This is a genomic window from Streptomyces hazeniae (assembly GCF_031845485.1).
Lineage (GTDB): Bacteria > Actinomycetota > Actinomycetes > Streptomycetales > Streptomycetaceae > Streptomyces > Streptomyces hazeniae.
Map to the genome: position 1 here is coordinate 1 of NZ_JAVREQ010000011.1, position 24,043 is coordinate 24,043.

The 24,043-nt window shown below is 72.2% G+C and carries 23 protein-coding genes and 1 pseudogene; 13 read left to right on the forward strand and 11 right to left on the reverse strand.

What is annotated here, in order from left to right:
* Positions 1-132, forward strand: a pseudogene (locus RM572_RS13790) (integrase core domain-containing protein); the annotation flags it as partial.
* Positions 133-358: 226 nt separating this feature from the next.
* Here the strand turns inward: RM572_RS13790 and RM572_RS13795 are convergent.
* Both RM572_RS13795 and RM572_RS13800 read right to left on the reverse strand, forming a co-directional pair.
* Positions 359-1,273, reverse strand: a complete 915-nt coding sequence (locus tag RM572_RS13795) for an SCO1860 family LAETG-anchored protein (protein ID WP_311673627.1) — start codon at positions 1,271-1,273, stop codon at positions 359-361.
* Between the two features lie 211 nt (positions 1,274-1,484).
* Entirely contained in the window at positions 1,485-2,582 is a 1,098-nt protein-coding gene (locus RM572_RS13800) for an amidohydrolase family protein (protein WP_311673628.1), read from the reverse strand.
* A gap of 450 nt (positions 2,583-3,032) precedes the next feature.
* Here RM572_RS13800 and ectA point away from each other — a divergent pair, with 450 nt between their 5' ends.
* The 4 genes from ectA to thpD all read left to right on the forward strand — a co-directional run bounded on the left by ectA (position 3,033) and on the right by thpD (position 6,421).
* Positions 3,033-3,566 (forward strand): diaminobutyrate acetyltransferase, encoded by a 534-nt coding sequence (ectA, locus tag RM572_RS13805; RefSeq protein WP_027762379.1) that lies wholly within the window; start codon positions 3,033-3,035, stop codon positions 3,564-3,566.
* A 94-nt stretch (positions 3,567-3,660) separates the two neighbouring features.
* Positions 3,661-4,929 carry a diaminobutyrate--2-oxoglutarate transaminase gene (ectB, locus tag RM572_RS13810; protein WP_311673629.1) on the forward strand — a complete coding sequence of 423 codons (1,269 nt, stop codon included), beginning with the start codon at positions 3,661-3,663 and terminating at the stop codon, positions 4,927-4,929.
* A gap of 81 nt (positions 4,930-5,010) precedes the next feature.
* Positions 5,011-5,415: an ectoine synthase gene (locus RM572_RS13815; RefSeq protein ID WP_027762381.1), complete on the forward strand. Its 405-nt coding sequence runs from the start codon at positions 5,011-5,013 to the stop codon at positions 5,413-5,415.
* Between the two features lie 103 nt (positions 5,416-5,518).
* The gene (thpD, locus tag RM572_RS13820; protein WP_311673630.1) at positions 5,519-6,421 is read left to right on the forward strand and encodes an ectoine hydroxylase; all 903 of its coding nucleotides are present in this window, start codon (positions 5,519-5,521) and stop codon (positions 6,419-6,421) included.
* A 24-nt stretch (positions 6,422-6,445) separates the two neighbouring features.
* Here the strand turns inward: thpD and RM572_RS13825 are convergent, their stop codons facing one another.
* Positions 6,446-7,015, reverse strand: a complete 570-nt coding sequence (locus tag RM572_RS13825; protein WP_311673631.1) for a carboxymuconolactone decarboxylase family protein — start codon at positions 7,013-7,015, stop codon at positions 6,446-6,448.
* 121 nt (positions 7,016-7,136) lie between these two features.
* Between RM572_RS13825 and RM572_RS13830 the strand changes: the two genes are divergently transcribed.
* Genes RM572_RS13830 through RM572_RS13840 form a run of 3 tightly spaced genes read left to right on the forward strand, consistent with a single transcriptional unit; the run spans position 7,137 to position 9,313 of the window.
* Positions 7,137-8,024: an alpha/beta fold hydrolase gene (locus RM572_RS13830; protein ID WP_311673632.1), complete on the forward strand. Its 888-nt coding sequence runs from the start codon at positions 7,137-7,139 to the stop codon at positions 8,022-8,024.
* Between the two features lie 40 nt (positions 8,025-8,064).
* On the forward strand, positions 8,065-8,907 hold the full coding sequence (locus RM572_RS13835) for an NAD-dependent epimerase/dehydratase family protein (protein WP_311673633.1): 843 nt from the start codon (positions 8,065-8,067) through the stop codon (positions 8,905-8,907).
* Positions 8,908-8,962: 55 nt separating this feature from the next.
* On the forward strand, positions 8,963-9,313 hold the full coding sequence (locus tag RM572_RS13840; protein ID WP_247597796.1) for a GlsB/YeaQ/YmgE family stress response membrane protein: 351 nt from the start codon (positions 8,963-8,965) through the stop codon (positions 9,311-9,313).
* 33 nt (positions 9,314-9,346) lie between these two features.
* On the opposite strand, the gene RM572_RS13845 is transcribed toward RM572_RS13840, so the two are convergent.
* Complete coding sequence (locus tag RM572_RS13845; RefSeq protein ID WP_311673634.1) at positions 9,347-9,970, reverse strand: TetR/AcrR family transcriptional regulator; 624 nt, start codon at positions 9,968-9,970, stop codon at positions 9,347-9,349.
* A 122-nt stretch (positions 9,971-10,092) separates the two neighbouring features.
* Here RM572_RS13845 and RM572_RS13850 point away from each other — a divergent pair, with 122 nt between their 5' ends.
* Together RM572_RS13850 and RM572_RS13855 are read left to right on the forward strand one after the other, a co-directional pair.
* Complete coding sequence (locus tag RM572_RS13850) at positions 10,093-11,025, forward strand: DMT family transporter (protein ID WP_311673635.1); 933 nt, start codon at positions 10,093-10,095, stop codon at positions 11,023-11,025.
* Positions 11,026-11,030: 5 nt separating this feature from the next.
* Entirely contained in the window at positions 11,031-12,230 is a 1,200-nt protein-coding gene (locus tag RM572_RS13855; RefSeq protein WP_311673755.1) for a TerD family protein, read from the forward strand.
* 78 nt (positions 12,231-12,308) lie between these two features.
* Here RM572_RS13855 and RM572_RS13860 read toward each other — a convergent pair whose 3' ends face one another.
* Positions 12,309-13,784 carry an alkaline phosphatase PhoX gene (locus RM572_RS13860; protein ID WP_311673636.1) on the reverse strand — a complete coding sequence of 492 codons (1,476 nt, stop codon included), beginning with the start codon at positions 13,782-13,784 and terminating at the stop codon, positions 12,309-12,311.
* A gap of 241 nt (positions 13,785-14,025) precedes the next feature.
* On the opposite strand from RM572_RS13860, the gene RM572_RS13865 reads away from it, so the two are divergent.
* Positions 14,026-14,499 carry a carboxymuconolactone decarboxylase family protein gene (locus RM572_RS13865; protein ID WP_311673638.1) on the forward strand — a complete coding sequence of 158 codons (474 nt, stop codon included), beginning with the start codon at positions 14,026-14,028 and terminating at the stop codon, positions 14,497-14,499.
* A gap of 102 nt (positions 14,500-14,601) precedes the next feature.
* Here the strand turns inward: RM572_RS13865 and RM572_RS13870 are convergent, their stop codons facing one another.
* Positions 14,602-16,122 (reverse strand): hypothetical protein, encoded by a 1,521-nt coding sequence (locus RM572_RS13870; RefSeq protein ID WP_311673639.1) that lies wholly within the window; start codon positions 16,120-16,122, stop codon positions 14,602-14,604.
* A 366-nt stretch (positions 16,123-16,488) separates the two neighbouring features.
* Between RM572_RS13870 and RM572_RS13875 the strand changes: the two genes are divergently transcribed.
* A complete protein-coding gene (locus tag RM572_RS13875; protein ID WP_311673640.1) occupies positions 16,489-18,306 on the forward strand; it encodes an endonuclease/exonuclease/phosphatase family protein in 1,818 nt (605 codons plus the stop codon).
* 148 nt (positions 18,307-18,454) lie between these two features.
* On the forward strand, positions 18,455-19,066 hold the full coding sequence (locus RM572_RS13880) for a Uma2 family endonuclease (RefSeq protein ID WP_311673641.1): 612 nt from the start codon (positions 18,455-18,457) through the stop codon (positions 19,064-19,066).
* A gap of 23 nt (positions 19,067-19,089) precedes the next feature.
* Here RM572_RS13880 and RM572_RS13885 read toward each other — a convergent pair whose 3' ends face one another.
* The 5 genes from RM572_RS13885 to RM572_RS13905 form a co-directional block, all read right to left on the reverse strand.
* Positions 19,090-19,920: an EI24 domain-containing protein gene (locus RM572_RS13885; protein WP_311673642.1), complete on the reverse strand. Its 831-nt coding sequence runs from the start codon at positions 19,918-19,920 to the stop codon at positions 19,090-19,092.
* A gap of 67 nt (positions 19,921-19,987) precedes the next feature.
* Entirely contained in the window at positions 19,988-21,241 is a 1,254-nt protein-coding gene (locus tag RM572_RS13890; protein WP_311673756.1) for a WD40 repeat domain-containing protein, read from the reverse strand.
* Positions 21,242-21,243: 2 nt separating this feature from the next.
* The gene (locus RM572_RS13895; RefSeq protein WP_311673757.1) at positions 21,244-21,798 is read right to left on the reverse strand and encodes a SigE family RNA polymerase sigma factor; all 555 of its coding nucleotides are present in this window, start codon (positions 21,796-21,798) and stop codon (positions 21,244-21,246) included.
* Positions 21,799-21,932: 134 nt separating this feature from the next.
* Positions 21,933-22,937: a 2,3,4,5-tetrahydropyridine-2,6-dicarboxylate N-succinyltransferase gene (gene dapD, locus RM572_RS13900; protein WP_027762393.1), complete on the reverse strand. Its 1,005-nt coding sequence runs from the start codon at positions 22,935-22,937 to the stop codon at positions 21,933-21,935.
* A gap of 157 nt (positions 22,938-23,094) precedes the next feature.
* Positions 23,095-24,042, reverse strand: a complete 948-nt coding sequence (locus RM572_RS13905) for a CU044_5270 family protein (protein ID WP_311673643.1) — start codon at positions 24,040-24,042, stop codon at positions 23,095-23,097.
* Position 24,043 lies beyond the last annotated feature (1 nt).

Consider the following 24,043-nt stretch of genomic DNA (forward strand, 5'->3'; position numbering starts at 1 on the left):
ACCAGCAACGAGCAGCGGACCGCAGCTCTGCAAGACTTCCTGCACACCTACAACCACCACCGCTGCCACACCGCACTCGGCGGCCAGCCACCGATCAGCCGTGTGAACAACGCTCCGGGTCAATACAACTAGGACCTGTCCGGCGGACCTTTGAGGGTCGGCCCGCGGCGTCGGATGCATGGGGTCTCCCCAGGCCCGCCAGGACCGTGGGGACGCATCGCAAGGCGGAGGATCGCAGCGCGTACGTGTCGTGCTCGCGCGAGGCGACAACGGTGGGGGCACCCCCGTGCCCGAAGGGCCACGGGGGAGAGGTGCCGTAGCCGTCGTCGCGGGCCCGAGAAGATCCGCCGGACAGGCCCTAGCCGCGGCGGCGGAGGGCGAAGACCGTCGCGGCGCCTGCGACGAGCAGCACCGCCGCGCCGCCGACGAGGTAATGCGTGGCCGGATCACCTCCTGTGGCGGCGAGTTCGGGACCGGCGGGCCGCTTCTCGCCGGGCACCGTCTGCGTCTGCGGGTCGGGCTCTTCCTCCGCCTCCGGCTCCGGCTCATCGCGCGGCGCGGGCGGTGCGGTGCAGGTCGCCTCCGCGACCGTGAGCGTGCCGGCGACCTCCGCGACACCGAGGTCCAGCGGGTCGACCTCCACGGACAGTTCGAGCGCCGTGGCGGCGGCCGTACGCGAGGTCCTGTCGGTGCGCGACAGTTCGAGCCGCACCTCGCCGACGCCGGGAACCGTCACCACCGTCGGGCCGCCCGCGGTCAGGGTCACCCGTTTGCCCAGTGCCCGCACGCTGCCGAGCACGTTCGCCTCGGCGGCGGGACGTTCGCCGGCCGCGCACTCCACCCGCGCGGTGACCTTCTCCAGTTCGACCACGGAAAGCAGCGGCAGCCCCGGGACGTGCACCCTGGCGTCGGCCAGGGTGACGGCACCCCAGCTCTTCGACGCGTCGTGGCCCGCCTCGGCGTCGGCGACCTGTGCCTGAAGCACGCTGAAGGGCTCGCCGCCCTGGACGCCGTCGAGCCGCGCCGTGAGCGCCGTGCGGCGTTCGGTGCCGCCGCCGTCCCGGGTGGTGACCTCGTTCAGGGTGCTGGTCAGCGGGACGTCGACGGTCTTGTTCAGCAGCCCGACGTCGAGCGCGGCACGGAGCACGGTGGCGCTCGCGGCGCCCTCGTCCCCCGCCCGGCGACCGTCGTCGCTGCCCGTGGCGTGCGCGGGTGCGGTGCCGGCCGCCGCCAGGACGGCGGCGGCGAGCAGACTGCGTACAGCTGTGTTCACGGTGTGAAACCCCCACGAAGGTGCTTGGTGTCAACCGGCGCACCCCTCCGGGGGTCGCTCGTGCCGGTGACGGAGACCAGCACATCGTTGACGCACACGGGTCACCCGAGAGGCGCAAGAGCGGAGATTCACCCACACGTGGGACATGTGGACGTATGCACGATTCTCCCGTCACTGCGGGCTTCCCACGCCCCTGCAGTCTCCGCCACCACTACTGGACGATGCGCCCCCGCAGCACCACCCGGCGGGGCCCGGCCAGCACCCGCACGTCCTCCCGGGGATCGGAGTCGTACACCACCAGGTCGGCCGGGGCGCCTTCCTCCAGGACCGGCCGGCCCAGCCACTCGCGTGCGCCCCAGGTGGTCGCGGACAGCGCAGCCAGCGGCGGGATGCCGGCCTTGACCAGTTCCTCGACCTCCTTGGCCACCAGGCCGTGCGGCAGCGCGCCCCCGGCGTCCGTGCCGACGAACACCGGGATGCCGGCGTCATGGGCGGAGCGGACGGTGTCGTAGCGGCGGGCGTGGAGCCGTCGCATGTGGTCCGACCAGCGGGGGAACTTCGCCTCGCCCCCGGACGCCAGGTGCGGGAAGGTCGCGATGTTGACCAGCGTCGGCACGATGGCGACGCCCCGTTCGGCGAACAGCGGGATGGTGTCCTCGGTCAGCCCGGTGGCGTGCTCGATGCAGTCGATCCCCGCCTCCACCAGGTCCCGCAGCGAGTCCTCGGCGAAACAGTGGGCGGTCATCCGGGCCCCCTCGGCGTGCGCCGCCTCGATCGCCTCCTCCACGGCCCAGCGCGGCCAGCACGCCGAGAGGTCGCCCTCGGCGCGGTCGATCCAGTCGCCGACGATCTTCACCCAGCCGTCCCCGCGCCGGGCCTCGCGCCGGATGTAGGCGGCGAGGTCGCCCGGCTCGATCTCGTGGGCGTAGTTGCGGATGTAGCGCCGGGTGCGGGCGATGTGCCGTCCGGCCCGGATGATCCGCGGCAGATCCTCGCGGTCGTCGACCCAGCGGGTGTCCGAGGGCGAACCGGCGTCGCGGATCAGCAGGGTGCCCGCCTCCCGGTCGGCCAGCGCCTGCTTCTCCGAGGTCGAGTCGTCCACCGGGCCGTGCGCGTCCAGGCCCACGTGGCAGTGTGCGTCGACCAGGCCGGGAAGGGCCCAGCCGTGGACCACGACGGGCTCCGGACCCGATCCTGCGGCAGGGGGCTCGTAGGTGACGCGGCCGTCCACCGCCCACAGCTCGTCCCGTACGTCCTCGGGGCCGGCCAGGATCCGCCCCTTGATGTGGAGAATTCCGCGGTCGCTCATGTCCGCACTGTACGAGGAGCCTGCTACGCTCCAGCACCCATCGGGCGCGGATGAATCGTCACCCTCGGTTTCACAGGGCTCACGACAAGAGATTCGGACACAATCCGGACTCGATTATCGTGTGTAGCCGTCCATATTCTTCTGCCCGCTTTTTTCCTTCTCAAACATTGAGATTTATCCCTTCACCGAAGCAGCAATTCCGGGGCGCTCCGGTCAGTCGTTATGCCAATGTGACAGACTCCACAGGCAGGACACTTCGTCCCGCCATGCCCGACATGAACAGGCAAAACGTCGCGCAGGTACGAAGAGGCTCGCGCCTGCGCGATACCACACAGCAGCACCCTTGTGAACCCCTTTCCGCGATGCGGTTTCAGATTCTCCTCGGTAAATTTGAATGCCATGACCGCCGCACAAGCAGACCATGCACGTGCCCCTAGCGATTTCCTGGAAATGCCGGAGGGACTGAAGCTCGACATTCCTCGACTGGAGGACGGAGCCGCGATGTGGCGCATCGCCCGCGACTCCCGGACGCTCGATCTCAACTCCTCCTACAGCTACCTGCTGTGGTGTCGCGACTTCGCCGACACCTCGGTCGTGGCCAGGGACGCGGGCGGCGACCCGGTCGGCTTCGTGTCCGGCTACCTCCGCCCCCGGAGCCCGCGGACCCTCGTGGTCTGGCAGGTCGCCGTCGACGAGGCGCAGCGCGGGCGAGGGCTCGCCGCCGCGATGCTCGACGGGCTGAGCTCCCGGGTGGCGGAGACACTGGGCATCGACGGGATCGAAACCACGATCACGCCGGACAACACCGCATCCAACCGCCTGTTCAGCCGTTACGCCGAGCGGCACAGCGCACCGCTGGAGCGCGAGGTGCTCTTCGACGCCGGGGTCTTCCCCGACGAGGGGCACGACTCCGAGGTGCTCTACCGGATCGGCCCGGCCCCTTCGCTCGTGGCGCTCGGACAGGCCGCGGATGGGCGTCCCTGACGTTCGCACCGCACGGCCCGGACAACCGACGACCCCTCTGCCCACCCCTTCAGACTTCCGCACTCTTCACGCGACACACTCCCAGGAGCATGCTGTGACCATCACCCCGCCCGACCTCAGTGTCTTCGAGACCGTGGAGTCGGAGGTGCGCAGCTACTGCCGTGGCTGGCCCACCGTCTTCGACCGCGCGCAGGGCGCCCACATGCACGACGAGGACGGCCACACCTACCTCGACTTCTTCGCCGGGGCCGGCACGCTGAACTACGGCCACAACAACCCGGTGCTGAAACGTGCCCTCATCGACTACATCGAGCGGGACGGCGTCACGCACGGTCTCGACATGTCGACGGCCGCGAAGCGCGCCTTCCTGGAGACCTTCTCCGAGACGATCCTCAAGCCCCGCGGCCTGAACCACAAGGTCATGTTCCCGGGGCCGACCGGCACCAACGCCGTCGAGGCCGCGCTGAAGCTGGCCCGCAAGGTCAAGGGCCGCGAGTCGATCGTGTCGTTCACCAACGCCTTCCACGGCATGTCGCTGGGCTCGCTGGCCGTCACGGGCAACGCGTTCAAGCGGGCCGGCGCCGGCATCCCGCTGGTGCACGGCACGCCGATGCCGTTCGACTCCTACCTGGACGGCGAGTACCCGGACTTCATGTGGTTCGAGCGGCTGCTGGAGGACTCCGGTTCCGGGCTGAACAAGCCGGCCGCCGTGATCGTCGAGACGGTGCAGGGCGAGGGCGGCATCAACGTCGCCAACGCCCACTGGCTGCGCGCCCTGTCGGACCTGTGCGAGCGGCACGACATGCTGCTCATCGTGGACGACATCCAGATGGGCTGCGGCCGGACCGGCGGCTTCTTCTCCTTCGAGGAGGCCGGGATCAAGCCGGACATCATCACGCTGTCGAAGTCCATCGGCGGCTACGGCCTGCCGCTGGCCCTGACGCTGTTCAAGCCGGAGCTGGACATCTGGGAGCCCGGTGAGCACAACGGCACCTTCCGCGGCAACAACCCGGCGTTCGTGACCGCCACCGCGGCGATCGAGACCTACTGGAACGACGCGCAGCTGGAGAAGCAGACACTCGCCCGCGGCGAGCATGTCGAGATGGCCCTCAAGGCCATCGCCGAGGAGCACCGGGACGCCGTCGCGGACGTCCGCGGCCGCGGCCTGGTGTGGGGCATGGAGTTCCACGACAAGCCCAAGGCGAACCTCATCGCCAAGCGCGCCTTCGAGCTGGGTCTGCTGATCGAGACCTCCGGCCCGGAGAGCGAGGTCGTCAAACTGCTGCCGTCGCTGACCATCACCTCCGAGGAGCTGGACGAGGGTCTGCGGATTCTGGCGCGAGCCGTCCGTGAGACCGTCTAGCCACCTCAGCCTCGGCCCGCCCCGCGCATGCGGGGCGGGCCGCCCCCTTGACAGCCACCACCCGAGAAAGGCACCACCGCAGTGATCGTTCGTTCGTTCAAGGACATCGAGGGCACCGACCGCGACGTGAAGTCCGCCTCCGGCACCTGGCGCAGCAAGCGCATCGTGCTGGCCAAGGAGCGGGTCGGGTTCTCCCTGCACGAAACAGTGCTCTACGCCGGCACGGAGACGTCGATGTGGTACGCGAACCACATCGAGGCCGTGCTCTGCGTAGAGGGCGAGGCCGAGCTCACCAACGACGAGACCGGCGAGAAGCACATGATCACTCCCGGCACGATGTACCTGCTCGACGGGCACGAGAAGCACACGCTGCGTCCGAAGACGGACTTTCGCGTGATCTGCGTCTTCAACCCGCCCGTCACCGGCCGTGAGGACCATGACGAGAACGGCGTGTACCCGCTTCTCACCGAGCCCGCCGACGGCTGAGTAGTTCCCGGACGGGTCAGGGGAGTGTGTTCTGGCCCATCCGGGTCACTCGGTTCATCCGCCCAACAGAAAGGGCCGTACGAGAGGAGAGGAAGGCAACACCATGACCACCGCACCCGAGCGCAGCATCGCCGACCTGTACCCGACCCGTGGCGCCACCGAGGTGGCGACTCCGCGCATGGACCCCGTCGTGTGGTCCGGACCGGGTACGCCGGGGCCCATCGAGGCCGCGGACCTGGCGGGCTACGAGCGGAACGGGTTCCTGGCGATGGACCACCTCATCACGCCCGACGAGGTGGACACCTACCGCCGGGAACTGGAACGGCTCACCTCGGATCCGGTAATGCGTGCGGACGACCGCTCCATCGTGGAGCCGAAGTCGCAGGAGATCCGGACCGTGTTCGAGGTGCACAAGATCAGCGAGGTCTTCGCTCGTCTCGTGCGGGACCCGCGTGTGGTGGGCCGTGCCCGGCAGATCCTGGGGTCGGACGTCTACGTCCACCAGTCCCGGATCAACGTCAAGCCGGGCTTCGGCGCCACGGGCTTCTACTGGCACTCCGACTTCGAGACCTGGCACGCGGAGGACGGTCTGCCCAAGATGCGGACCGTCTCGGTCTCGATAGCCCTGACCGAGAACTACGACACCAACGGCGGCCTGATGATCATGCCGGGGTCTCACCAGACCTTCCTGGGCTGTTCGGGCGAGACGCCGGAGGACAACTACAAGAAGTCGCTGCAGATGCAGGACGCGGGCACGCCCTCGGACGAGGCCCTCTCCAAGTTCGCCGACGCACACGGCATCGAGCTCTTCACCGGCAGGGCCGGCTCGGCGACCTGGTTCGACTGCAACTGCATGCACGGCAGCGGTGACAACATCACTCCGTACCCGCGGAGCAACGTCTTCATCGTCTTCAACAGCGTGGAGAACGAGGCGGTGGAGCCCTTCGCGGCGCCGGTACGGCGGCCGGAGTACATCGGAGCGCGTGACTTCACCCCGGTGAAGTGACGCGCCAGTAGCGGCGGCGCCCGGTCAGGCCGGCCGGGACCGTCGCAGGGGCACCTCGCACCGGTCGGAGAACCCCTGACCGCTCAGGCCGAGCGCGGCGTTCAGGCGCGACCGCTGGTTCTCCACCGCCACCATCAAGGCCAGCTCGACGAACGCCGGCTCACCCAGCCGCCGCACCAGTTCGGCGGCCATGGCGTCGGTGACGGCCGGCTCGGTCTCCGTCATCGCCTCGGCGAACTCCATCACGAGCAGTTCCCGTTCGGTGAACAGCTCACGGTGCTCGCGCCACTCCGGGACGTACTGCACCTTGTCCATCGGGAGCCCCTTCTCCGCGGCGTCCCAGTGGCCGAAGTCCACGCACCACGAGCAGCCGATCCGCACCGCGGACACCATGACGGCCAGGTGCTTCAGCGCGGGGTCCAGCTCCTTCCAGCCTGCGAGCCGCTGCTCGAAGCGGCCCCCGTCCCGCAGAGCACGAGGGTGGTGGCCCATGGCGCTGATCGGGTCGAGGACCTTCCCGTAGGTGCGGTGCGAGTACCACCGGGCGATGCGTACAGTGAGCGTGCGCGGCGGGTCGAGCGAGATGCGGGCCATCTCCAGGCCTCCTTCGACGGTTCTCGGAGCGTCTCTCCACCCGTACGACGGACCGGGGCCCGCGGAATGTGACATCCGCACCGGTTCCCTCCCGCTCCGGCCCACGAAGGAGTCACCGCTCATGCCCCAGGTGGAACTGTCGGCAGGCCCCCTCACCTACCTGGACACCGGCGGTGACGGACCGGTGGTCGTGCTGCTGCACGGCGTCGCGATGGACGGCAGCCTCTGGCGGAACGTCGTCCCGGCGCTGCGCGAGGACCACAGGTGCGTACTGCCCACGCTGCCGCTCGGTGCGCACCGCACCCCGATGCGGGAGGACGCCGACCTTTCGGTGCTGGGCGTGGCACGCCTGGTGGCCGAGTTCCTCGACGCGCTCGACCTGCGGGACGTCACCCTGGTCCTGAGCGACTGGGGCGGCGCGCAGGCGCTGGTCGCGGACGGCCGGGACGAGCGCATCGGCCGCCTCGTGCTGACCTCGTGCGAGGCGTTCGACAACTACCCGCCCGGCCTCCCGGGGCGGAATCTGCACGCCGCGGCGCGCCTGCCCGGCGGAACGGCCGCCGCGTTCGCCCTGCTGCGGCTGCGCGCGGCGCGGCGGCTGCCGATGACGTGGGGGTGGATGACCAGACGCCCGGTGCCGGCCGAGGTGATGGACGCCTGGTTCCGCCCGCTGTGGACCTCCGCGGCGATCCGCCGCGACCTGCGCCGCTACGTACTGGGCGTGCCGCCGCGGGAGGAACTGCTGCGCTGGTCCGAGGAGCTGCGGCGGTTCGACCGGCCGGCGCTCGTGCTGTGGGCGGCGGAGGACCGGGTGATGCCGCCCGAGCACGGCCGGCGGCTCGCAAGCATCCTGCCCCGGTGCACCCACGAGGAGATCCCGGACGCCTACACGCTCCTCCCCGAGGACCGTCCGGACGCCGTCGCAGCCCGTCTGCGGGCGTTCCTGGAGGCGACCGGCACGGACGCGGGACGGGCGGACGGTGCGGGAGGAGCCGCCGAGCAGCCGTAGGCTCCCGGGCTCCTGCGCCACACGGGCCTAGCATGGGGCGATGACCGCGCCCGCCTCGGCCTCGCCCCGCGCCGTCCCACCGCCCCGCACCGTTCTTCTCACCGGCGCGGCCGGCCGCATCGGCACCCTGCTGCGTGAACGGCTGCCCGGGTACGGTTACACACTGCGGCTGTTCGACGTCGAGCCGGTCGCGGGCGAGCCGGCGGCGGTGACGGCGGACCTCGACGACCAGGCCGCGCTGCGCCGGGCGGTGCGCGGCGTGGACGCGGTGGTGCACCTGGCGGGCATCCCGTCCGAGGCGCCCTTCGCACGCATCCTGCGGGCCAACATCGAGGGCACGACGCGGCTTTACGAGACGGTGCGTGAAGAAGGCGTACGGCGGGTGGTGTGCGCGTCGTCGAACCACGCGGTGGGGTTCACGCCGCTGCCGGGCCCGGGCGACCCTCGGATCCCGGTGCGCACCCCGCACCGGCCTGACACCTTCTACGGGCTGTCCAAGGCGTACGGCGAGGACCTCGCGCAGCTCTACTGGGACCGCCACGGCGTCGAGACGGTCTCGCTGCGCATCGGTTCCTGCGCGGCCGAGCCCGCCGATGTGCGGCAGCTGGGCATCTGGCTCAGCCCCGACGACTGCGCGCGCCTCGTCCACGCGGCGCTGAGCGCGGAGGGCGTGGCCCACACGGCCGTCTACGGCTCGTCGGCGAACACCCGCCTGGTGTGGGACCTCTCGGACGCACGCGCACTCGGCTACGCCCCGGAGGACGACTCCGAGACGTACGCCCCGGCGCTCCTCGCCGCGCAGGGCGCGCCGGAGACCGAGGGGGCAACGGCCCGGCTGCTGGGCGGGAGGTTCTGCACCGTCGACCCGCCCGGACTGCACTGACTCCTCCGCCGGCGGGCATGATGGAGACCAACGCCTGGCACACGGGGAGGACTTCATGGACGGCGCATTCGTCACGGCGGCCGCCGCTTTCGCGGCGGACGAGGAATCGACCGGGCTCGCCGAGCTCGCGAACTCGGGCGTGGTCAGCTGGCTGATCCTGGGGCTGGTGGCCGGCACGGTCGCCAAGGTGCTGCTGCCGGGCCGCGATCCGGGGGGCATCCTCGGCACCGCGCTGATCGGGGTGGCGGGCGCGTTCCTGGGCGGGTGGCTGTCCGCGACGTTCCTGGACCGGCCGGTGAGCGACAACTTCGTCGACCCGTCGCTGTGGCTGGCGGCGGTGGGCGGCTCGCTGGTGCTGCTGATCGCCTATCGCCTCCTCTTCGGCCACTCCCGCGAGCGCCGCTGACGGCAGGTCACCGCCCGTTTCCCGCCCGGCGCTTCACTCCGGGCGGCAGCCCGCCTCGCCCAGCGCCCGGGCCGCGAGCGCGCGGGCGGTGACGACCGGGTCGGCGCGACCCTGCCCCGCGCCGTTGTCACCGCCGCCCCCCTGACCGGCGACGGACAGCCCGCCGAGCACGGTGGCGCCCTCGTGCAGCAGGGCGAGCTCGTCGGCGAGGCGGTCCGGGTCGTCCGCGCCCGCCGCGACGGCGAGTTCCCGCAGCCGGCCGCGCAGCCACCGCTTCTGCCCGGTGATCACCGCGCGCGCCGGGTGGTCCGGGTCGGGGAGTTCGGCGGCGGCGTTGACGAAGCCGCAGCCGCGCGGGTTCTGCCGCCGCATCCACTCCCCCAGCGCGTCGAAGGTGGCGATCAGGCGTCCGTACGGCGTCTCCGCCCGGCGCTCGACCTCGGCGGTCAGCCAGGCGCGCCAGCGCTCGTCGCGCTCCCGGAGATAGGCGGTGACCAGCGCGTCCTTGGAGCCGAAGCGGTCGTAGAGCGTCTTCTTGGTGACGCCCGCCTCGCGGGCGACCAGGTCCACGCCGACGGCGGTGAGGCCGCGGTCGTAGAAGAGGCGCGCGGCCGCGTCGAGGATCTTGCGCGCACCGGGTGTGACCGTGCTCGTCATCTCCGTGACCTCCTGCCCGCCCTTGCGGTAGACCGATCTGTTTAGTTCACTGTAACCCGAGACCAGGTAAACAGATCGGTCTACTCGGCCTCACCGGGAGACCGGACGGAAGGGAGACCGGCGTGTCCACCCACAGCGCAACGGGAGTCCTCACCGGCGCGGGGCTCGTGGTGATGTGGAGCTCCGGCTTCATCGGCGCGGAACTCGGCACCCGCGCCGCCGGTGCCGACACCCTGCTGATGTGGCGGTTCGTCGCGGCGGCCGCGCTGTTCGGCGGCGGATGGCTGCTGCGCCGGCGCATGCCGCCTCCCCGTGCGCTCGCCGAGCAGGCCGTCGTGGGGCTGCTCTCCCAGGGCGTCTACCTCGGCTCGGTCTTCTGGGCCGTCGGCGCCGGAGTCCCCGCGGGAACCTGTGCGCTGATCGCCGCCCTCCAGCCGCTCGCGGCCGGGGCTCTCGCCGGCCGGCTGCTCGGCGAACGCGTCTCCCGCCGGCAGTGGGCCGGCCTGGTGGTGGGCCTCGCGGGAGTGACGCTGGTGGTGCGGGGCGATCTGGCCTCCGGCGCCGCACCGCCGTGGGCGTACGCGCTCCCGTTCGCCGGCATGGCGGGGCTGCTCGCCGCCAGCTTCGCCGAGCGGCGCGCGAAGCACCGCACGGCGGTCACCGACGCGCTGCCGTTGCACTGCCTCGTCAGCGCCGTGGCGTTCACCGCCGTGGCGGGCGCCGCCGGACACGCGGCGCCGCCCGCCGCCTGGGACTTCTGGCTCGCCGTCGCCTGGGTGGTGGCACTGTCCACGGCCGGGGGCTACGGTTTCTACTGGCTGAGCCTGCGGCGGCGCGGAGTCACCCGCACCAGTGTGCTGATGTACCTCACGCCGCCGCATGACGACCGCCTGGGCGTTCGTCATGTTCGGCGAGGCGCCGGGGACGGTCGCGCTGACCGGCACGGCGGTCAGCATCCTCGGCGTGACGGTCGCCGCCCTTCCCGGAAGGGCCGCGCGCGACCCGCTGCCGCCGGAGGAACCGGGATCCGGATCCGTTCGTTACTCCCGGCATGACTGCAATGACCCCTGGCTCGAACCTTCCGCTGACCACCGCGCGGGTCGCGGTGGACGTCACGGCCCCGGTGCGGCTGGACGTGTCGGGCCTGCTGATCGCCGCTGACGGCAAGGTGCGCTCCGACGACGACTTCGTCTTCTACAACCAGCCGCACGGCCCGGGTGTCACGCACAGCAGCGGCGGATCGGTCGACACCATCGCCGTCGACACCGCCGCCGTCCCGGCCGACGTGGAGAAGGTCGTGGTGACGGCCAGCCTGGACGCCCCGGGGGCCACGTTCGCCGGCACCGAGCCGACCGCCACCGTGCGCGACGCGCAGAGCCAGGCGGTCATCGCCACCTTCACCCCGCCCGGCCTCGGCACCGAGACCGCGCTCGTCGTGGTGGAGGTGTACCGGCGCAACGGCAGCTGGAAGGTACGGGCGGTGGGCCAGGGCTACGCGAACGGACTCGCCGGCATCGCCACGGACTTCGGCGTCACGGTGGAGGAACCCGCCCCCGCGCCGCAGGCCCCCGCGGCTCCCGCCGCCCCGCAGGCAAGTCCAGCCCCTGCCGCCCCGCAGGCTCCCTCGGCACCCGCCGCACCGCCCGCACCACAGGCACCCGCGGCTCCGGCTCCCGGCACCGGCAAGATCAACCTGGACAAGGGGCGCGTCTCGCTCCAGAAGAACCAGACCGTCTCCCTGGTCAAGGGCGGCCGTCCGGTGCTCACCTCGGTGCGGATGGGCCTCGGCTGGGAACCGGCGTTCCGCTCCAAGGACATCGACCTCGACGCCTCCGTCATCGCCTACGACGCGAACCGCAAGAAGATCGACGCCTGTTACTTCGGCAAGCTGGCCATCCTCAATGGCATCATCCAGCACTCCGGTGACAACCTCACCGGCGAGGGCGCGGGTGACGACGAGGTCATCACCGTCCACCTCGGCGACCTCCCGCCGCAGGTCACCGGCCTGGTCTTCACCGTCAACTCCTTCTCCGGACAGCGCTTCACGGACGTCGCCAAGGCGTACTGCCGCCTGCTGGACGGCGGCTCCGGAGAGGAACTGGTCCGCTTCGACCTCACCAACGCCGAGCCCCGCACCGGTGTGCTGATGTGCAAATTGATCCGCCAGTTCTCCGGCGAGTGGGACATGACCGCCCTCGGCGAATACGTCGACTCCCGCACCGTCCGCGGCATGGTCAAACCCGGCGGCGCCGCCCTCTGAGGTCCCCGCCGTGATGACGCATACGTGAAGGCGTCACCGGCACCCCCGTGCCGGTGACGCCCTCGCGGTGAGCGCCGGTCAGCGGTGGTGGCGGGGGCGGCGGCGCCAGGGGCCGGTGACGGCGAGGAGGATGCCCGGGGTCTGGATGCCGGCGAAGAGGGTGTCGCCGTCCGGCGAGAAGCACACGCCGGTCATCTCGCTGTACTCCGGCTCGTCCTCGGTGCCGATGTTGAACTCGTTGCGGGCGAGCGGGTAGGTCTCGCCGCGGTCGGTGGCCCCGAACAGGTGCTGCTGCCCCTCGCCGTCCTCGGCGATGATCAGGCCGCCGTACGGGGAGACCGTCACGTTGTCCGGGCCGTCGAGGGAACCGGGCCGCCCGGGGTCGGGGTTGACCCCCAGGAGGACCTTGAGGGTGACGGTGCGGCGGCGCGGGTCGTAGAACCAGACCTGCCCGTCGTGCGGCGTGCCGGGGCTCTCGTCCCGGGCGAAGGAGGACACGAAGTACGCGCCCCCGTCGCCCCACCACATGCCCTCGAGCTTGCGGGCCCGGGTGACCTCGCCGTCGGCGAACTGCTTCCGCACCGGGGTGGTGCGGGCGTCGCGGTCCGGTACCTCGGCCCAGTCGACGCCGTAGACGGTGCCGGCGCGGGTCGCGTGGGAGAGGTCCTCGACGAAACGGCCGCCGGAGTCGTGGCAGCGCATCGCCTGGAGCACCCCCGCGTCGTCCGCGAGGCCGCGCAGGGCGCGGCGGCCCTGGCGGAAGTTCCGCGGCGGCGTCCAGCGGTAGAAGAGGCCGTTGGGCCCGGACGCGTCCTCGGTGAGGTAGAGGTGGCCGCGCCGGGTGTCGACGACGACGGCCTCGTGGTCGTACCGGCCCAGGGCCTTGACCGGCTTCGGGTCGAGGTTGGCGCGGCGGTCGCAGGGGTCGACCTCGAAGACGTAGCCGTGGTCCTTGGTCATGCCGTTCTCGCCGGCCCGGTCGGTGTTCTCCTCGCAGGTCAGCCAGGTGCCCCACGGGGTCGCGCCGCCCGCGCAGTTGGTGGAGGTACCGGCGATGCCGACCCACTCCGCGACGTGGTCGCCGTGCCGGGAGACCTCCACCACGGTGCAGCCGCCCGCCGCGGCAGGGTCGTAGACCAGGCCGTCCGGCAGCGGGACCGGGTGGTCCCAGCCGCCGCGCGGGCCGCGCAGCTCGTGGTTGTTGACCAGGAGGACGGTGCCACGCGGGCCTTCGAAGGCGGCCGTGCCGTCGTGGTTCGAGGGCGTGGTCTCGCCGGACTCCAGGGTGGTGACGCCGGAGTGGGTGAGGATGCGGTACGAGAAGCCCTCCGGCAGCGCGAGCACCCCGGCCGGGTCGGAGAGCAGCGGGCCGTAACCGAGCTCCGGGCGGTGCCCGCCCTCACGACCGCCGTCGTGTCCGTGACCACGAGCGTGGCCGGACGGGTTCCCCAGCGCGCCGGGGGCGCTGGCGAGGACCCCGACGCTGCCGGCGAGGGCGACGCCCGCACCGGTGGCGGCGGAGCGCGTGGTGAAGTCTCTGCGGCTGATCGGCATGTGTACCGGCCTCTCCTGACGTGCGCGAAAGCGGGCACGGCACACGTTCGCCCGCCCCGGAGAACGGCGGTTGAACTGCGCACGACGACGGGCGGGCGTCCACCGTACGCGGTGCGGAAGATGGTGGTGGCACCGAAGCCCTCCCGAGTGTGGCGCACATCACAGGCAGGCCGTGTCACAGCCGGCGCCGCCCCGTCCGTCCTGGAGGTGCAACCACTCGACGACGACACAGGAGTGCGCCATGGAGGCTCGTCTCAACCTCTTCGAGAACCCGGTCGCAGCCCGGTTCGTGCGGCAGCTGACCGCCGCGAACAAGGTGCTGGCCGAATCGACCCTGCCGGCCGCGACGCAGGAGCTGGTGAAGCTCCGCGCCAGTCAGATCAACGGGTGCGGTTTCTGCGTCGACATGCACGCCAAGGACGCCTTGCACGCCGGGGAGACCGCGACGCGCCTCAGCCTGGTCGCGGCCTGGCGGGAGGCCACGGTGTTCACCGACGCCGAACGGGCCGCGCTGGAGCTGGCCGAGCAGGGCACCCGCATCGCCGACGCGGCGGGCGGGGTGACGGACGAGGCCTGGCAGAACGCGGCCAAGCACTACGACGAGGAGCAGCTCGGCGCGCTGGTGAGCGTCATCGCCCTGATCAACGCCTTCAACCGCGGGAACGTGATGATCCGGCAGCCCGCCGGGGGCTACCAGCCGGGCCAGTTCGCGTGACGGCCCGCTGAGCCGGGGCCGGCACCCGGCCGGGCCCGGTCGTCTGAACCGGGCAGCCGTGCGGGTCCCGGACCCGCACGGCGCCGGGCCGTGCGCGGGGGGTCAGCCGGGGTGCGCGGAGCGGGCCTTGAACGCGGCCTTGCGGGCCTCCTTGGCGGTGCCGCGGTCCGGGTGGAGGCGCCCCATCGCCTCCAGCACGTCGGCGGCCGCCGGGTGATCGACCTTCCACGCCTTGTCGAAGAACCCGGCGTGCTGGTCGACCAGGCCGCGGATCAGCTCCCGCAGCTCGTCGGGCTCACCGGCGGTGGCGAGCTGCGCGGCGAGGGTGTCGACGGCGAGCCAGAAGACCATGCGCTCGTCCGGCGGCGGGACGTCTTCGGCACCGTGCTCGACCAGCCACACCCGGGCGAGGCCGCCGAGTTCGGCGTCGTCGAGCACGTCGCGCAGCGCGGGCTCGGCGGCGTCCCCGGCGAGGGAGAGCGCCTGCTGGCACACCAGCCTGCGGCCCGGCGCCTCGTCGTCGCGGCCCCGTGCGGCGGCCAGCAGGTCGCGGGCTGCCCGGTCGGCGGAGTCCCGGGCGGCGAACCAGCCCTCCACCTCCTCGCGGGCACCGGTCTCGGGGTAGGAGACGAGCGCACCCAGCAGCGTGGTGGCGTCCTCCTCGGCGAGGTCGCCGACGAGCGGGGCGTCGATGCCGGCGTCCAGCATGCGCTGCCGCATTCCGTGCAGGCCCAGCGGGGTGAGGCGCACCATGCCGTAACGGGAGACGTCCTCCTCCTCGTCGGGGGCGGGTTCGTCGTCCGGCAGCGCGTCGTCGGCCTCCTGCGTCAGCGCCTCGTCCACCGGCCGGTAGGCCAGCATCCCGGTGGGCTCGAGGATGCGGAACTGCTCGTCGAGCCGCATCATCGCGACCGAGACCTCTTCCAGCACCTCGTCCGTCGGCTCGTCCATGTCGTCGGGGACGATCATCGAAGCGGCGAGGACGGGCAGCGGCACCATGGCGCCGGAGGCGACGGCCGGGTCCTGGAGGGTGAACAGGTAGAGGTTGCCGAGGGCGCTGTCGAGGAAGTCGGTCTCCTCCTCCGGGTCCCACTCCAGGGCGTCGAGGTCGACGGCGTCCGGGTCGATCTCTCCGTCGTCGCCGACGACGCCCTCCAGGTCGCCGAGGAGGTCCTCGAGACTGGGCGTGGCCGCGTCGGCGAGGACCGTCTCCATCCCGCCCTGCCAGAGCTCCAGGACCTCCGCGGGCGCAACGGAGCCGGTGAGGCGGGCGAGCTCGCCGCCGCCGGATGCGGTGCCGACGGCCTCGTCGCTCTCCAGGGTGGGTTCGGCGTCCTCGTCCTCGTCGACCTCGAGCAGGCCGGTGTCCACGGCGAGGTTCCACGCCTCGGCGGTCGCGGCGGTGCCCTCCGGGTCGGCGATCAGGCCGAGGCGCGTGGCGGCCTCGGCCAGTCCGTCGGCGAGCAGTTCGCCGCCCGCTCCGACCGGCACGGGCTTCTCGTCCGCCCAGCGGGCGAGGGAGACGGCGCGTGCGAAGAGCGGTGCCGCCAGGGCGTCCCGGGCCAGCTCGGCCTCGGAGGGCAGCCGCACGGGGGGCATGGTGGGGCGGTCGTCACCGGACATGGAACGGGGCTCCTCGCGGGGCGTCGATCGGCGGGGCGTGGACGGTGTTCCAGGCGTCCGGGGGCCGCGCGGACGGCGCGGCGGGAGGTGGACGTGCGGCGGGAACGACCGGAGCCCGGGGGCAGGGCCAGCCTAGAGGACTCGGCCTGGAAAGTCGTAAGTGAGACCTGCCGGTACGGCGGCGCCGCAGCCGCACGAGCAGGGACGTCGCCGTGCGGCCGCCTCGGGTTCACCCGTCCCCGACCGGGTGACTTCCTGCCGTCCCTTGACAACGACCTCCCCCTCGGCAAGCTTTACGCGCGTAGAGAACCGCCTTGCCACTTCCGGCGTGTTCCGGTGCTTCTCACCCGCCCCACGGAGGACCTCTTGACCACCCGTCACACCGCCGCGCTCGGTGCGCTCACCGCCGCCGCACTGACCTCGACCCTGCTCGCCTCCCCCGCCCTCGCCGCGGACGGCGACCCGCTGCGCATCCACGACATCCAAGGCTCCACCCGCCTGTCTCCCTATGCGGGCGAGGAGGTCCGGGAGGTGGCGGGCATCGTCACCGGCGTGCGCACGTACGGCTCGCGCGGCTTCTGGTTCCAGGACCCGGAGGGCGACGGATCGGCCGCCACCAGCGAGGGCGTGTTCGTCTTCACCGGCTCGGCACCCTCCGTGCGGCCCGGCGACGAGGTGCGGGTGACCGGCACGGTCGGCGAGTACTACTACGGCGGCCGGGACGGCGGGAACCAGTCGGTCACGCAGATATCCGGGCCCGAGGTGACCGTCGTCTCCTCGGGCAACCCGATCCCGGCTCCCCGCACCCTCGGCTCCCGCAGCGTGCCCTCGGCGTACGCCCCGGAGGGCGGCGCGGACGGCGGCATCGAGGACCTGGAGCTGCGCCCCTCGCGGTACGCGCTGGACCTGTACGAGTCGCTGGAGGGCAGCAACGTCCGCGTCCGGGACGCCCGGGTCGCCGGCCCCAGCACCGAGTACGCCGAGATGTGGGTGACCGTGGAGCCGCGGCAGAACCCCACCGCCGGCGGCGGCACCCGCTACGGCGGCTACGACGAGCAGAACCCCGGGCGCCTCAAGGTCGAGTCGCTGACCCCGCTCGCCGAGGAGCCGTTCCCGGCGGCGGACACCGGCGACACGCTGTCCGGCACGACGGAGGGCCCGCTGGACTACGAGCAGTTCGGCGGCTACTACCTCGCCGCCCGCGAGCTGGGCACCGTCGAGGACGGCGGCCTGGAGCGGGAGCAGACCCGCGAGCAGCGGCGCCGCGAGCTGGCGGTGGCCACGTACAACGTGGAGAACCTCGACCCGGGCGACGACGAGGAGAAGTTCGCACGCCTCGCCGACGGCCTGGTGAACGCCCTGGCCTCGCCGGACATCGTCGCCCTGGAGGAGATCCAGGACAACACCGGCCCCGAGGACGACGGCGTGGTCGCGGCCGACGAGACGGTGGCCAAGCTGATCGACGCGGTGGTCGCGGCGGGCGGACCGCGTTACGCATGGCGCGGCATCGACCCACAGGACAAGCAGGACGGCGGCCAGCCCGGCGGCAACATACGCAACGTCTTCCTCTTCAACCCCGAGCGGGTCGACTTCGTGGACCGCCCCGGCGGCGACGCCACCACCGCCACGGACGTGGTCGAGCGCCGCGGCCGGGCCACCCTCACGCACTCCCCGGGCCGCATCGACCCGACCGCCGCCGCCTGGGAGGACAGCCGCAAGCCCGTCGCAGGCGAGTTCCGCTTCCGCGGCCGCACGGTCATCGTGGTCGCCAACCACTTCGCGTCCAAGGGCGGCGACCAGTCGCTGCACAGCCGCTTCCAGCCGCCGTCCCGCTCCTCCGAGGAGCAGCGGCTGCTGCAGGCGCGGTCGGTCAACGCCTTCGTCAAGGACGTCGTGAAGGTGCAGCGGAAGGCCGACGTCGTCGTCCTCGGCGACATCAACGACTTCGAGTTCTCCGCCACCACCGAGCAGCTGACCGACGGCAGGGTGCTGCGCAGCGCGGTGCACGCCCTGCCGGAGTGCGAACGCTACACCTACGTCTACGACGGCAACTCACAGGTGCTGGACCAGACGCTGGTGTCGCCCGGCATCCGCCGCTTCGACTACGACATCGTGCACACCAACGCCGAGTTCGCGGACCAGGTCAGCGACCACGACCCGCAGGTGCTGCGGTTCCGTCCGTGACGCCGTGACCTTCCGGGCCCCCGGCCCCCGGCCTCCTGTGAGTGGCGCCGGTGGGACACGTGTGGTGACGCCACGTGTCCCACCGTCCGCCGTATCGTTGAACCGTGCGGCTGCGCCGCCCGGTGCGGCGGGCAGGAGTGGCACGTCGATGACCGTCGAGCTGACCGACAGGATCGAGAGGGCCGTGAGCGACGACCTGAGCTTGGACGAGCTGTTCGAGCTGCTGGAGCGGATGCCCGTCCCCGAGGGCTACAAGGCCGAGATCGTCGAGGGGACCGTTCACATGTCGCCGCAGCGGGACGCGCACTGGGAGATCATTCGCCGGATCGTCCGCGCCCTGGAGGACCGATTCGGTATGGACGCCAAGGTGAAGTCGGACGTCCGTATCGACTTCCCCGATTCGAGCAACGGGTTCGCGCCGGACGTGGCCAAGCTCAGGGACTCCGCAGGCAAGGGTCACACCGACGGTCGCCGCGGGTGGCTTCACGAAGACGTGGAGTTCATCGCCGAGGTGATCTCGCGGGGTACGGCCGCCAACGACTACGGGCCGAAGCAGCAGGCGTACGCCGCCGCGGCGGTCCCCGTGTACTTGATCGTGGATCCGTACACGGCCACCTGTCACCTCTTCACCCACCCCAAGGACGGCGAGTACCAGAGCCGCCTCACCGCGAAGTTCGGCGAGGTCCTGGATCTGTCGGGCACCGTCGTCGACCTGGAGCTCCCCACGGCGGACTTCCCCCGCGAGGGCGGCGACGTCTGAGCCTTTCCGGCCTGGGCCGGGCGTCAGCGACGCGGCGGGCCGGGGAGGTGCGGGGGAGCCGGGTGCGCCGGTGACGCCTGCTGGGCGGGCGGGGGCACGGCGGCCGGGGCGTCACGGTGGCCGTCCGCCACGTCGCGGACCAGCAGGGCCGCCCCGGCGACGGCGCCGGGCATCAGCAGGACCGCGACGAACGGCACCAGGAAGCACAGCACCAGCGGCACCCCGAAGCCGAGCACCAGCGAACGCCGCGCGCGGAGCAGCGCCAGCCGTTCCCGGACCGGGATCTCACGGCGCTGCATCGCCACCGAGGTCAGCTCGGCGGCCAGGAAGTACCCGGAGACGCAGAAGCCGAGCACCGGCACGACGGTCTGCCCGAGCACGGGCACGAAGCCGAGGACGAACAGCGGCACGGTGAACAACAGCGCCCGCCCCAGCACGTACAGGCTGTCCAGCAGCGAACGCCACAGCTGCCGCCACCAGGGCGCGTCCGAACCGGGCGGGCAGCCGCCCTCGGACTTCTCGACCTCCTCGGAGAGCTTCTCGTAGAACGGGTCGCCGACCAGCAGCGTCACGGCGGTGAAGGTGAGGACGGCGAGCGCCAGACCGGCGGCCCACAGCAGCGCAGCGAAGGTGACGCGGAGCGCGTCGCGCCAGAAGTCGCTCCAGTCGTCGGCGAACGGCGTCGCCCAGGCGGCGATGTCGTCGGCGCCGTAGGCGAGCGCGGTGAGGGCCGCGGCGTACAGCACGAACGCGACGAGAGCGGGCAGCAGCCCGAACCCGTACCACCGTCCGTGCCCGAACGCCCAGCGCTGCCCGCGCCCCAGATACCGCAGTCCCGCCCCGAGATCACTCATGCGCCGCAGCCTACCCGGGCCGCGCGAGTGCGCGGCCCGGGCAGGCGGCGGGGTGTGACGCTCACGCTCAGCGGCGGGAGAAGTACGGCGTCCAGCCGCTCTTGCTCTGGCTGTCGCGGAAGTCGGACAGTTCGCGCACGTTGCCGCCCTTCACGTCGACCAGCAGCAACTGCTGCCGGAACTCGCCGGTCCCGCCGCAGCGGTCGGGTTCGCACCCCCAGGCGATGAGCGAGTCCTCGTCGGCCCAGGCGAGGAGTTCCTGCACGGGCTGCTTCGCGACCGGCTTGCCGTTCCGCGCGTCGTACACCACGGTGGCGATGTTGTCGCCCTCGCCCGCGAAGTCGCCGGCCGCGTAGCGCCCGTCGGGCGACTTGCCCGCGTGGGAGTAGGCGTAGTTCTCCGTGGGGGACTTCGCCGGTTCGCCGTCGACCGTGTAGAACTTCTTCGGCGGCGTGGTGGAGTTGTGGGCCCGCACCAGAGTGCCGTCCCAGTTCCACTTCAGGTCGTCGCGACCGTTGCCGAAGTACGGCATGTCCTCGGGGGCGATGTCGTTCTCGACTCCGAACGGGGAGTCCTCCGGTGTCCACGGGAAGTCGGTCCAGTCGGCAGCGCCGGTCTCGGCGTCCACGACGGCGAACCCGGTGCGGCTGGGCAGCGGCCCCGGCTCCTCCTTCCCGTTGACGTTGCGCGGGTGCTCCTTGTGGTAGCGGTCCGGGTTCTTGCTGTAGGTGGTGGCGAGCAGGCGGTCCCCGTTCGGCGACCAGTAGACGCTGCCCGCCCCGTGCTCCAGCGGGATCCACCGCTTCACCTCACCGGTGGCGAGGTCCAGGATGCCGATCCGTTCGGCGGGGAGCTGCCGCTCCAGCACGGCGGCCACATCCAGGCCCGGGGCGACGTCCGCCCACGCCCAGTCCGTCTCCTCGTACCGGCCGGTGGCGGGGTTGTAGAGGTGCCAGACGCGGGTGTGGATCACGTCGCCGTCGGGCTGTTCGCGGTTCTCCCGGAGCGAGTACGCGGACATCGCGGTGTCGCCCGCGGCGATCAGTTCACGCGGCGGCGACTGGTGGGGGTGGGCGAGGACCTCCCGGGTGGCCACCCGGTCGGCGTGGTCGGCGACCTCGCCACGGGTGCCGCCGAGGTCGAGGGCGGGCACCGCGAAGGCCGCGGCGAGGACGCCGGCCAGCGCGAGGGCGACCGCGCCGACCCCCTGCACCCGGCGCCGGCGACGGGTGCGCAGCACCCGTTCCGCCAGGTCGGGCGGCGCGGGCGCGGCCTCCTTCTCGTGCATGTCCCGCAAGGTGTCCCGCAGGACCTGTTCCATGTTCACGACCGCACCTCCACGGGGGTCAGACCTGCTGCCGCGGGCGACGGGTCACCGAGGCCGAGCGCGGACAGTTCGGGGGCCAGGACGCGCAGCCTGGCGAGCGAGCGGTGGGTGGTGCTGCGGACCGTGCCCACGGAGCAGCCGAGGAGGCGGGCCACCTCGGCTTCGGGAAGGTCCTCGAAGTACCGCAGGACCAGCACCGTGCGCTGCCGAGCGGTGAGCCGCGCGAGAGCCTTGCCCATGACGACGCGGAGTTCGGCGCCGTCCCCGGCGTCGGTTCCGGCGGCGGTGTCGGGCGGCTCGGCCACGGACATCTCGCGCTGACGCCACCGCAGCCGCCACCGGCCGATCTGCTGGCGGTAGAGCACCTGGCGGGTGTACGCCTCCGGGTCCTCCACCTTGTCCCAGCGGCCCGCCACCTTGATCAGCGCGTTCTGGAGGAGGTCCTCGGCCGCGTGCCGGTCTCCCCCGCTGAGCAGCGTCGCCGTTCTCAGCAGCGCCGGCGAGCGCTGCGCCACGAACTCGCGGAAGTTCTCTTGCCCCTGCACATCCATCGTCACCTTCCGAAATTCTTCCGACGCTCTCTTCGACGCCTGCGGGACGCCCTCGCTATGCCTTTGCGCGCGAAAAACCCGCACCGGTCGCGGCGGGTGCGGGTCTTCGCGGGTGAGCCGGTCGGGCGGCGGGTTCAGTTGTGGGTGTGCAGGGCCTCGTTGAGGCCGCCCCAGGAGCCGCTGCGCTGAAGGGCCTCGACGGTGCCCGTGGTGGAGTTGCGGCGGAAGAGGAGGTTGTGGGCGCCGGACAGTTCCAGGGCCTTGACGACCTCGCCGTCGGGCAGGGTGACGCGGGTGCCGGCGGTGACGTACAGGCCGGCCTCGACCACGCAGTCGTCGCCCAGCGAGATGCCGACGCCGGCCTGGGCGCCGAGCAGGCAGCGCTCACCGATGGAGATCGTCTGCTTGCCGCCGCCGGAGAGGGTGCCCATGACGGAGGCGCTGCCGCCGATGTCGGACCCGTCGCCCACGACGACGCCCGCGCTGATGCGCCCCTCGACCATGGAGGTGCCGAGGGTGCCGGCGTTGAAGTTGCAGAAGCCCTCGTGCATGACGGTGGTGCCCTCGGCGAGGTGCGCGCCGAGCCGCACCCGGTCCGCGTCGCCGATGCGCACGCCCTTGGGGGCGACGTAGTCGGTCATGCGGGGGAACTTGTCGATGCTGGCGACGTTGAGCTGGACGCCGCTGGCACGGGCGGCCAGCCGTACCTGCTCGACGCGGTCGACGGCGACCGGGCCGAGGTTCGTCCAGGCCACGTTGGAGAGCAGGCCGAAGATGCCGTCGAGGTTCTGCCCGTGCGGGCGGACCAGCCGGTGGCTGAGCAGGTGGAGGCGCAGGTAGGCGTCGTGCGCGTCCAGCGGCTTGTCGTCCAGGGAGGCGATGACCGTGCGGACGGCGATGACCTCCACGTCGCGGCGCGGGTCCGGGCCGAGGGCGTGCGGCGCGGCGTCGCCCAGCAGCGCGGTGGCCTGCTCCGCGCTGAGCCGCTCGGTGCCGGCCGGACCGGGCTCGGCGGACAGCTCGGGGGCGGGGAACCAGGTGTCGAGGACGGTGCCGCCGTCGGTGACGGTGGCGAGCCCGGCGGCGACGGCGCCGGTGGCGGTGCTGGCGGTGGAGCTGGCGGTGGCTGCATCGGTCATACACCGAACGCTAGCCCGCGCTGCCCGCGCATGGCGAACCGGTCTCACCAGCCGGGTCGTCCGCCCAGGGGTGCCGGAGGCGTCCGGTCGGGACGGGCGTCCGGGGAGCGGCCCTCCCCCCTTGCGGGGTCGCTCCCCGGACGGTACGCGGCGACGGTCAGGGCCGCTCGTTCTCGCGGCCGACCATCGCGTGGTCGAGGACGGCGGAGTTGATGAGCACGTCGCCCTTCTCCGGCGGGTCGCCGTACGGAGAGTCGGGGAGGTTCTCGCTGTTCACGACGACAGCCCGGCTCCCCACCCGTTCCAGCGTCCGTGGGTCGAAGAGGAGTTCGTCCCGGAGGGTGGTGCCGGGGGTCTTCACGTACACCGCGATCGCCTTCTGTCCTGTGGCGTCGGTGACGAGGTGGTCGACCGCCGAGATGCCGTCCAGGGTGGCGAGCGCGCGGTAGACGCGGGCGATGCCCTGCGGGGGCACCGGCCAGGTGCCGGCGAGGACGCGGGCGGCGCGGTAGTCGTGCGCGAGGCGCGGCTCGTCGGGGCCGGCGGCGGGGTAGAACTCACGGAGCTTCGCGAAGAGCTTCTCCGGGTCCTCGGGGAGGTCGGCCACGAAGTCGTAGCGCAGCCGGTGGGAGTAGTCGTCGCCCTCCGTCCCGTTCTCGAACTGCGGGTCGGCGTAGAGGTACCAGCTCTCCTGCGGCCCGGAGCCGGGTTCCCCTTCGTCGGATCCGGTCTCGTGGCCGCGGACACTCTTCTCGTAGACCCACTGCCCCGGCTTCGGGTCCGGGTCGGGGCGCGCCTCGGCGGCGTCCGCGATGCGGTGGACCAGGGCGACCGGGTCGTCGAGGTCGGGCACCGTGACGACGGTGGAGGCGGCCGGCGACGGCTCGCCCCCGCCGGGTTCCTGGATCTGGACGCCGATCAGGACCGCCACCACAGCGGCGGCGGCGGCGCCGAGCGAGGCCAGACGCCAGTCGGTGCGCAGCGCGCGGCGGCGGGACCGCTTCGCGGTCACGTCGGCGAGGCGTTGCCGTCCGGCCGCGAGCCGGGCCCGGTCGGGGGCCGGGGTGTCGGCGCGCATCTCGCGCAGCCGTGTCATCTCGTCCATG

What these genes read in the sequence shown, in the direction of transcription:
- RM572_RS13895 (WP_311673757.1), bottom strand. Translation starts at nt 21,798, where the DNA reads ATGGATGTGCAGGGGCAAGAGAACTTCCGCGAGTTCGTGGCGCAGCGC.
- RM572_RS13905 (WP_311673643.1), bottom strand. Translation starts at nt 24,042, where the DNA reads ATGGACGAGATGACACGGCTGCGCGAGATGCGCGCCGACACCCCGGCC.
- RM572_RS13880 (WP_311673641.1), top strand. Translation starts at nt 18,455, where the DNA reads ATGACCGTCGAGCTGACCGACAGGATCGAGAGGGCCGTGAGCGACGAC.
- RM572_RS13870 (WP_311673639.1), bottom strand. Translation starts at nt 16,122, where the DNA reads ATGTCCGGTGACGACCGCCCCACCATGCCCCCCGTGCGGCTGCCCTCC.
- RM572_RS13825 (WP_311673631.1), bottom strand. Translation starts at nt 7,015, where the DNA reads ATGGCCCGCATCTCGCTCGACCCGCCGCGCACGCTCACTGTACGCATC.
- dapD (WP_027762393.1), bottom strand. Translation starts at nt 22,937, where the DNA reads ATGACCGATGCAGCCACCGCCAGCTCCACCGCCAGCACCGCCACCGGC.
- RM572_RS13890 (WP_311673756.1), bottom strand. Translation starts at nt 21,241, where the DNA reads ATGGAACAGGTCCTGCGGGACACCTTGCGGGACATGCACGAGAAGGAG.
- RM572_RS13865 (WP_311673638.1), top strand. Translation starts at nt 14,026, where the DNA reads ATGGAGGCTCGTCTCAACCTCTTCGAGAACCCGGTCGCAGCCCGGTTC.
- RM572_RS13800 (WP_311673628.1), bottom strand. Translation starts at nt 2,582, where the DNA reads ATGAGCGACCGCGGAATTCTCCACATCAAGGGGCGGATCCTGGCCGGC.
- RM572_RS13860 (WP_311673636.1), bottom strand. Translation starts at nt 13,784, where the DNA reads ATGCCGATCAGCCGCAGAGACTTCACCACGCGCTCCGCCGCCACCGGT.
- RM572_RS13885 (WP_311673642.1), bottom strand. Translation starts at nt 19,920, where the DNA reads ATGAGTGATCTCGGGGCGGGACTGCGGTATCTGGGGCGCGGGCAGCGC.
- thpD (WP_311673630.1), top strand. Translation starts at nt 5,519, where the DNA reads ATGACCACCGCACCCGAGCGCAGCATCGCCGACCTGTACCCGACCCGT.
- RM572_RS13830 (WP_311673632.1), top strand. Translation starts at nt 7,137, where the DNA reads ATGCCCCAGGTGGAACTGTCGGCAGGCCCCCTCACCTACCTGGACACC.
- ectA (WP_027762379.1), top strand. Translation starts at nt 3,033, where the DNA reads ATGCCGGAGGGACTGAAGCTCGACATTCCTCGACTGGAGGACGGAGCC.
- RM572_RS13855 (WP_311673755.1), top strand. Translation starts at nt 11,031, where the DNA reads ATGACCCCTGGCTCGAACCTTCCGCTGACCACCGCGCGGGTCGCGGTG.
- RM572_RS13845 (WP_311673634.1), bottom strand. Translation starts at nt 9,970, where the DNA reads ATGACGAGCACGGTCACACCCGGTGCGCGCAAGATCCTCGACGCGGCC.
- RM572_RS13840 (WP_247597796.1), top strand. Translation starts at nt 8,963, where the DNA reads ATGGACGGCGCATTCGTCACGGCGGCCGCCGCTTTCGCGGCGGACGAG.
- RM572_RS13835 (WP_311673633.1), top strand. Translation starts at nt 8,065, where the DNA reads ATGACCGCGCCCGCCTCGGCCTCGCCCCGCGCCGTCCCACCGCCCCGC.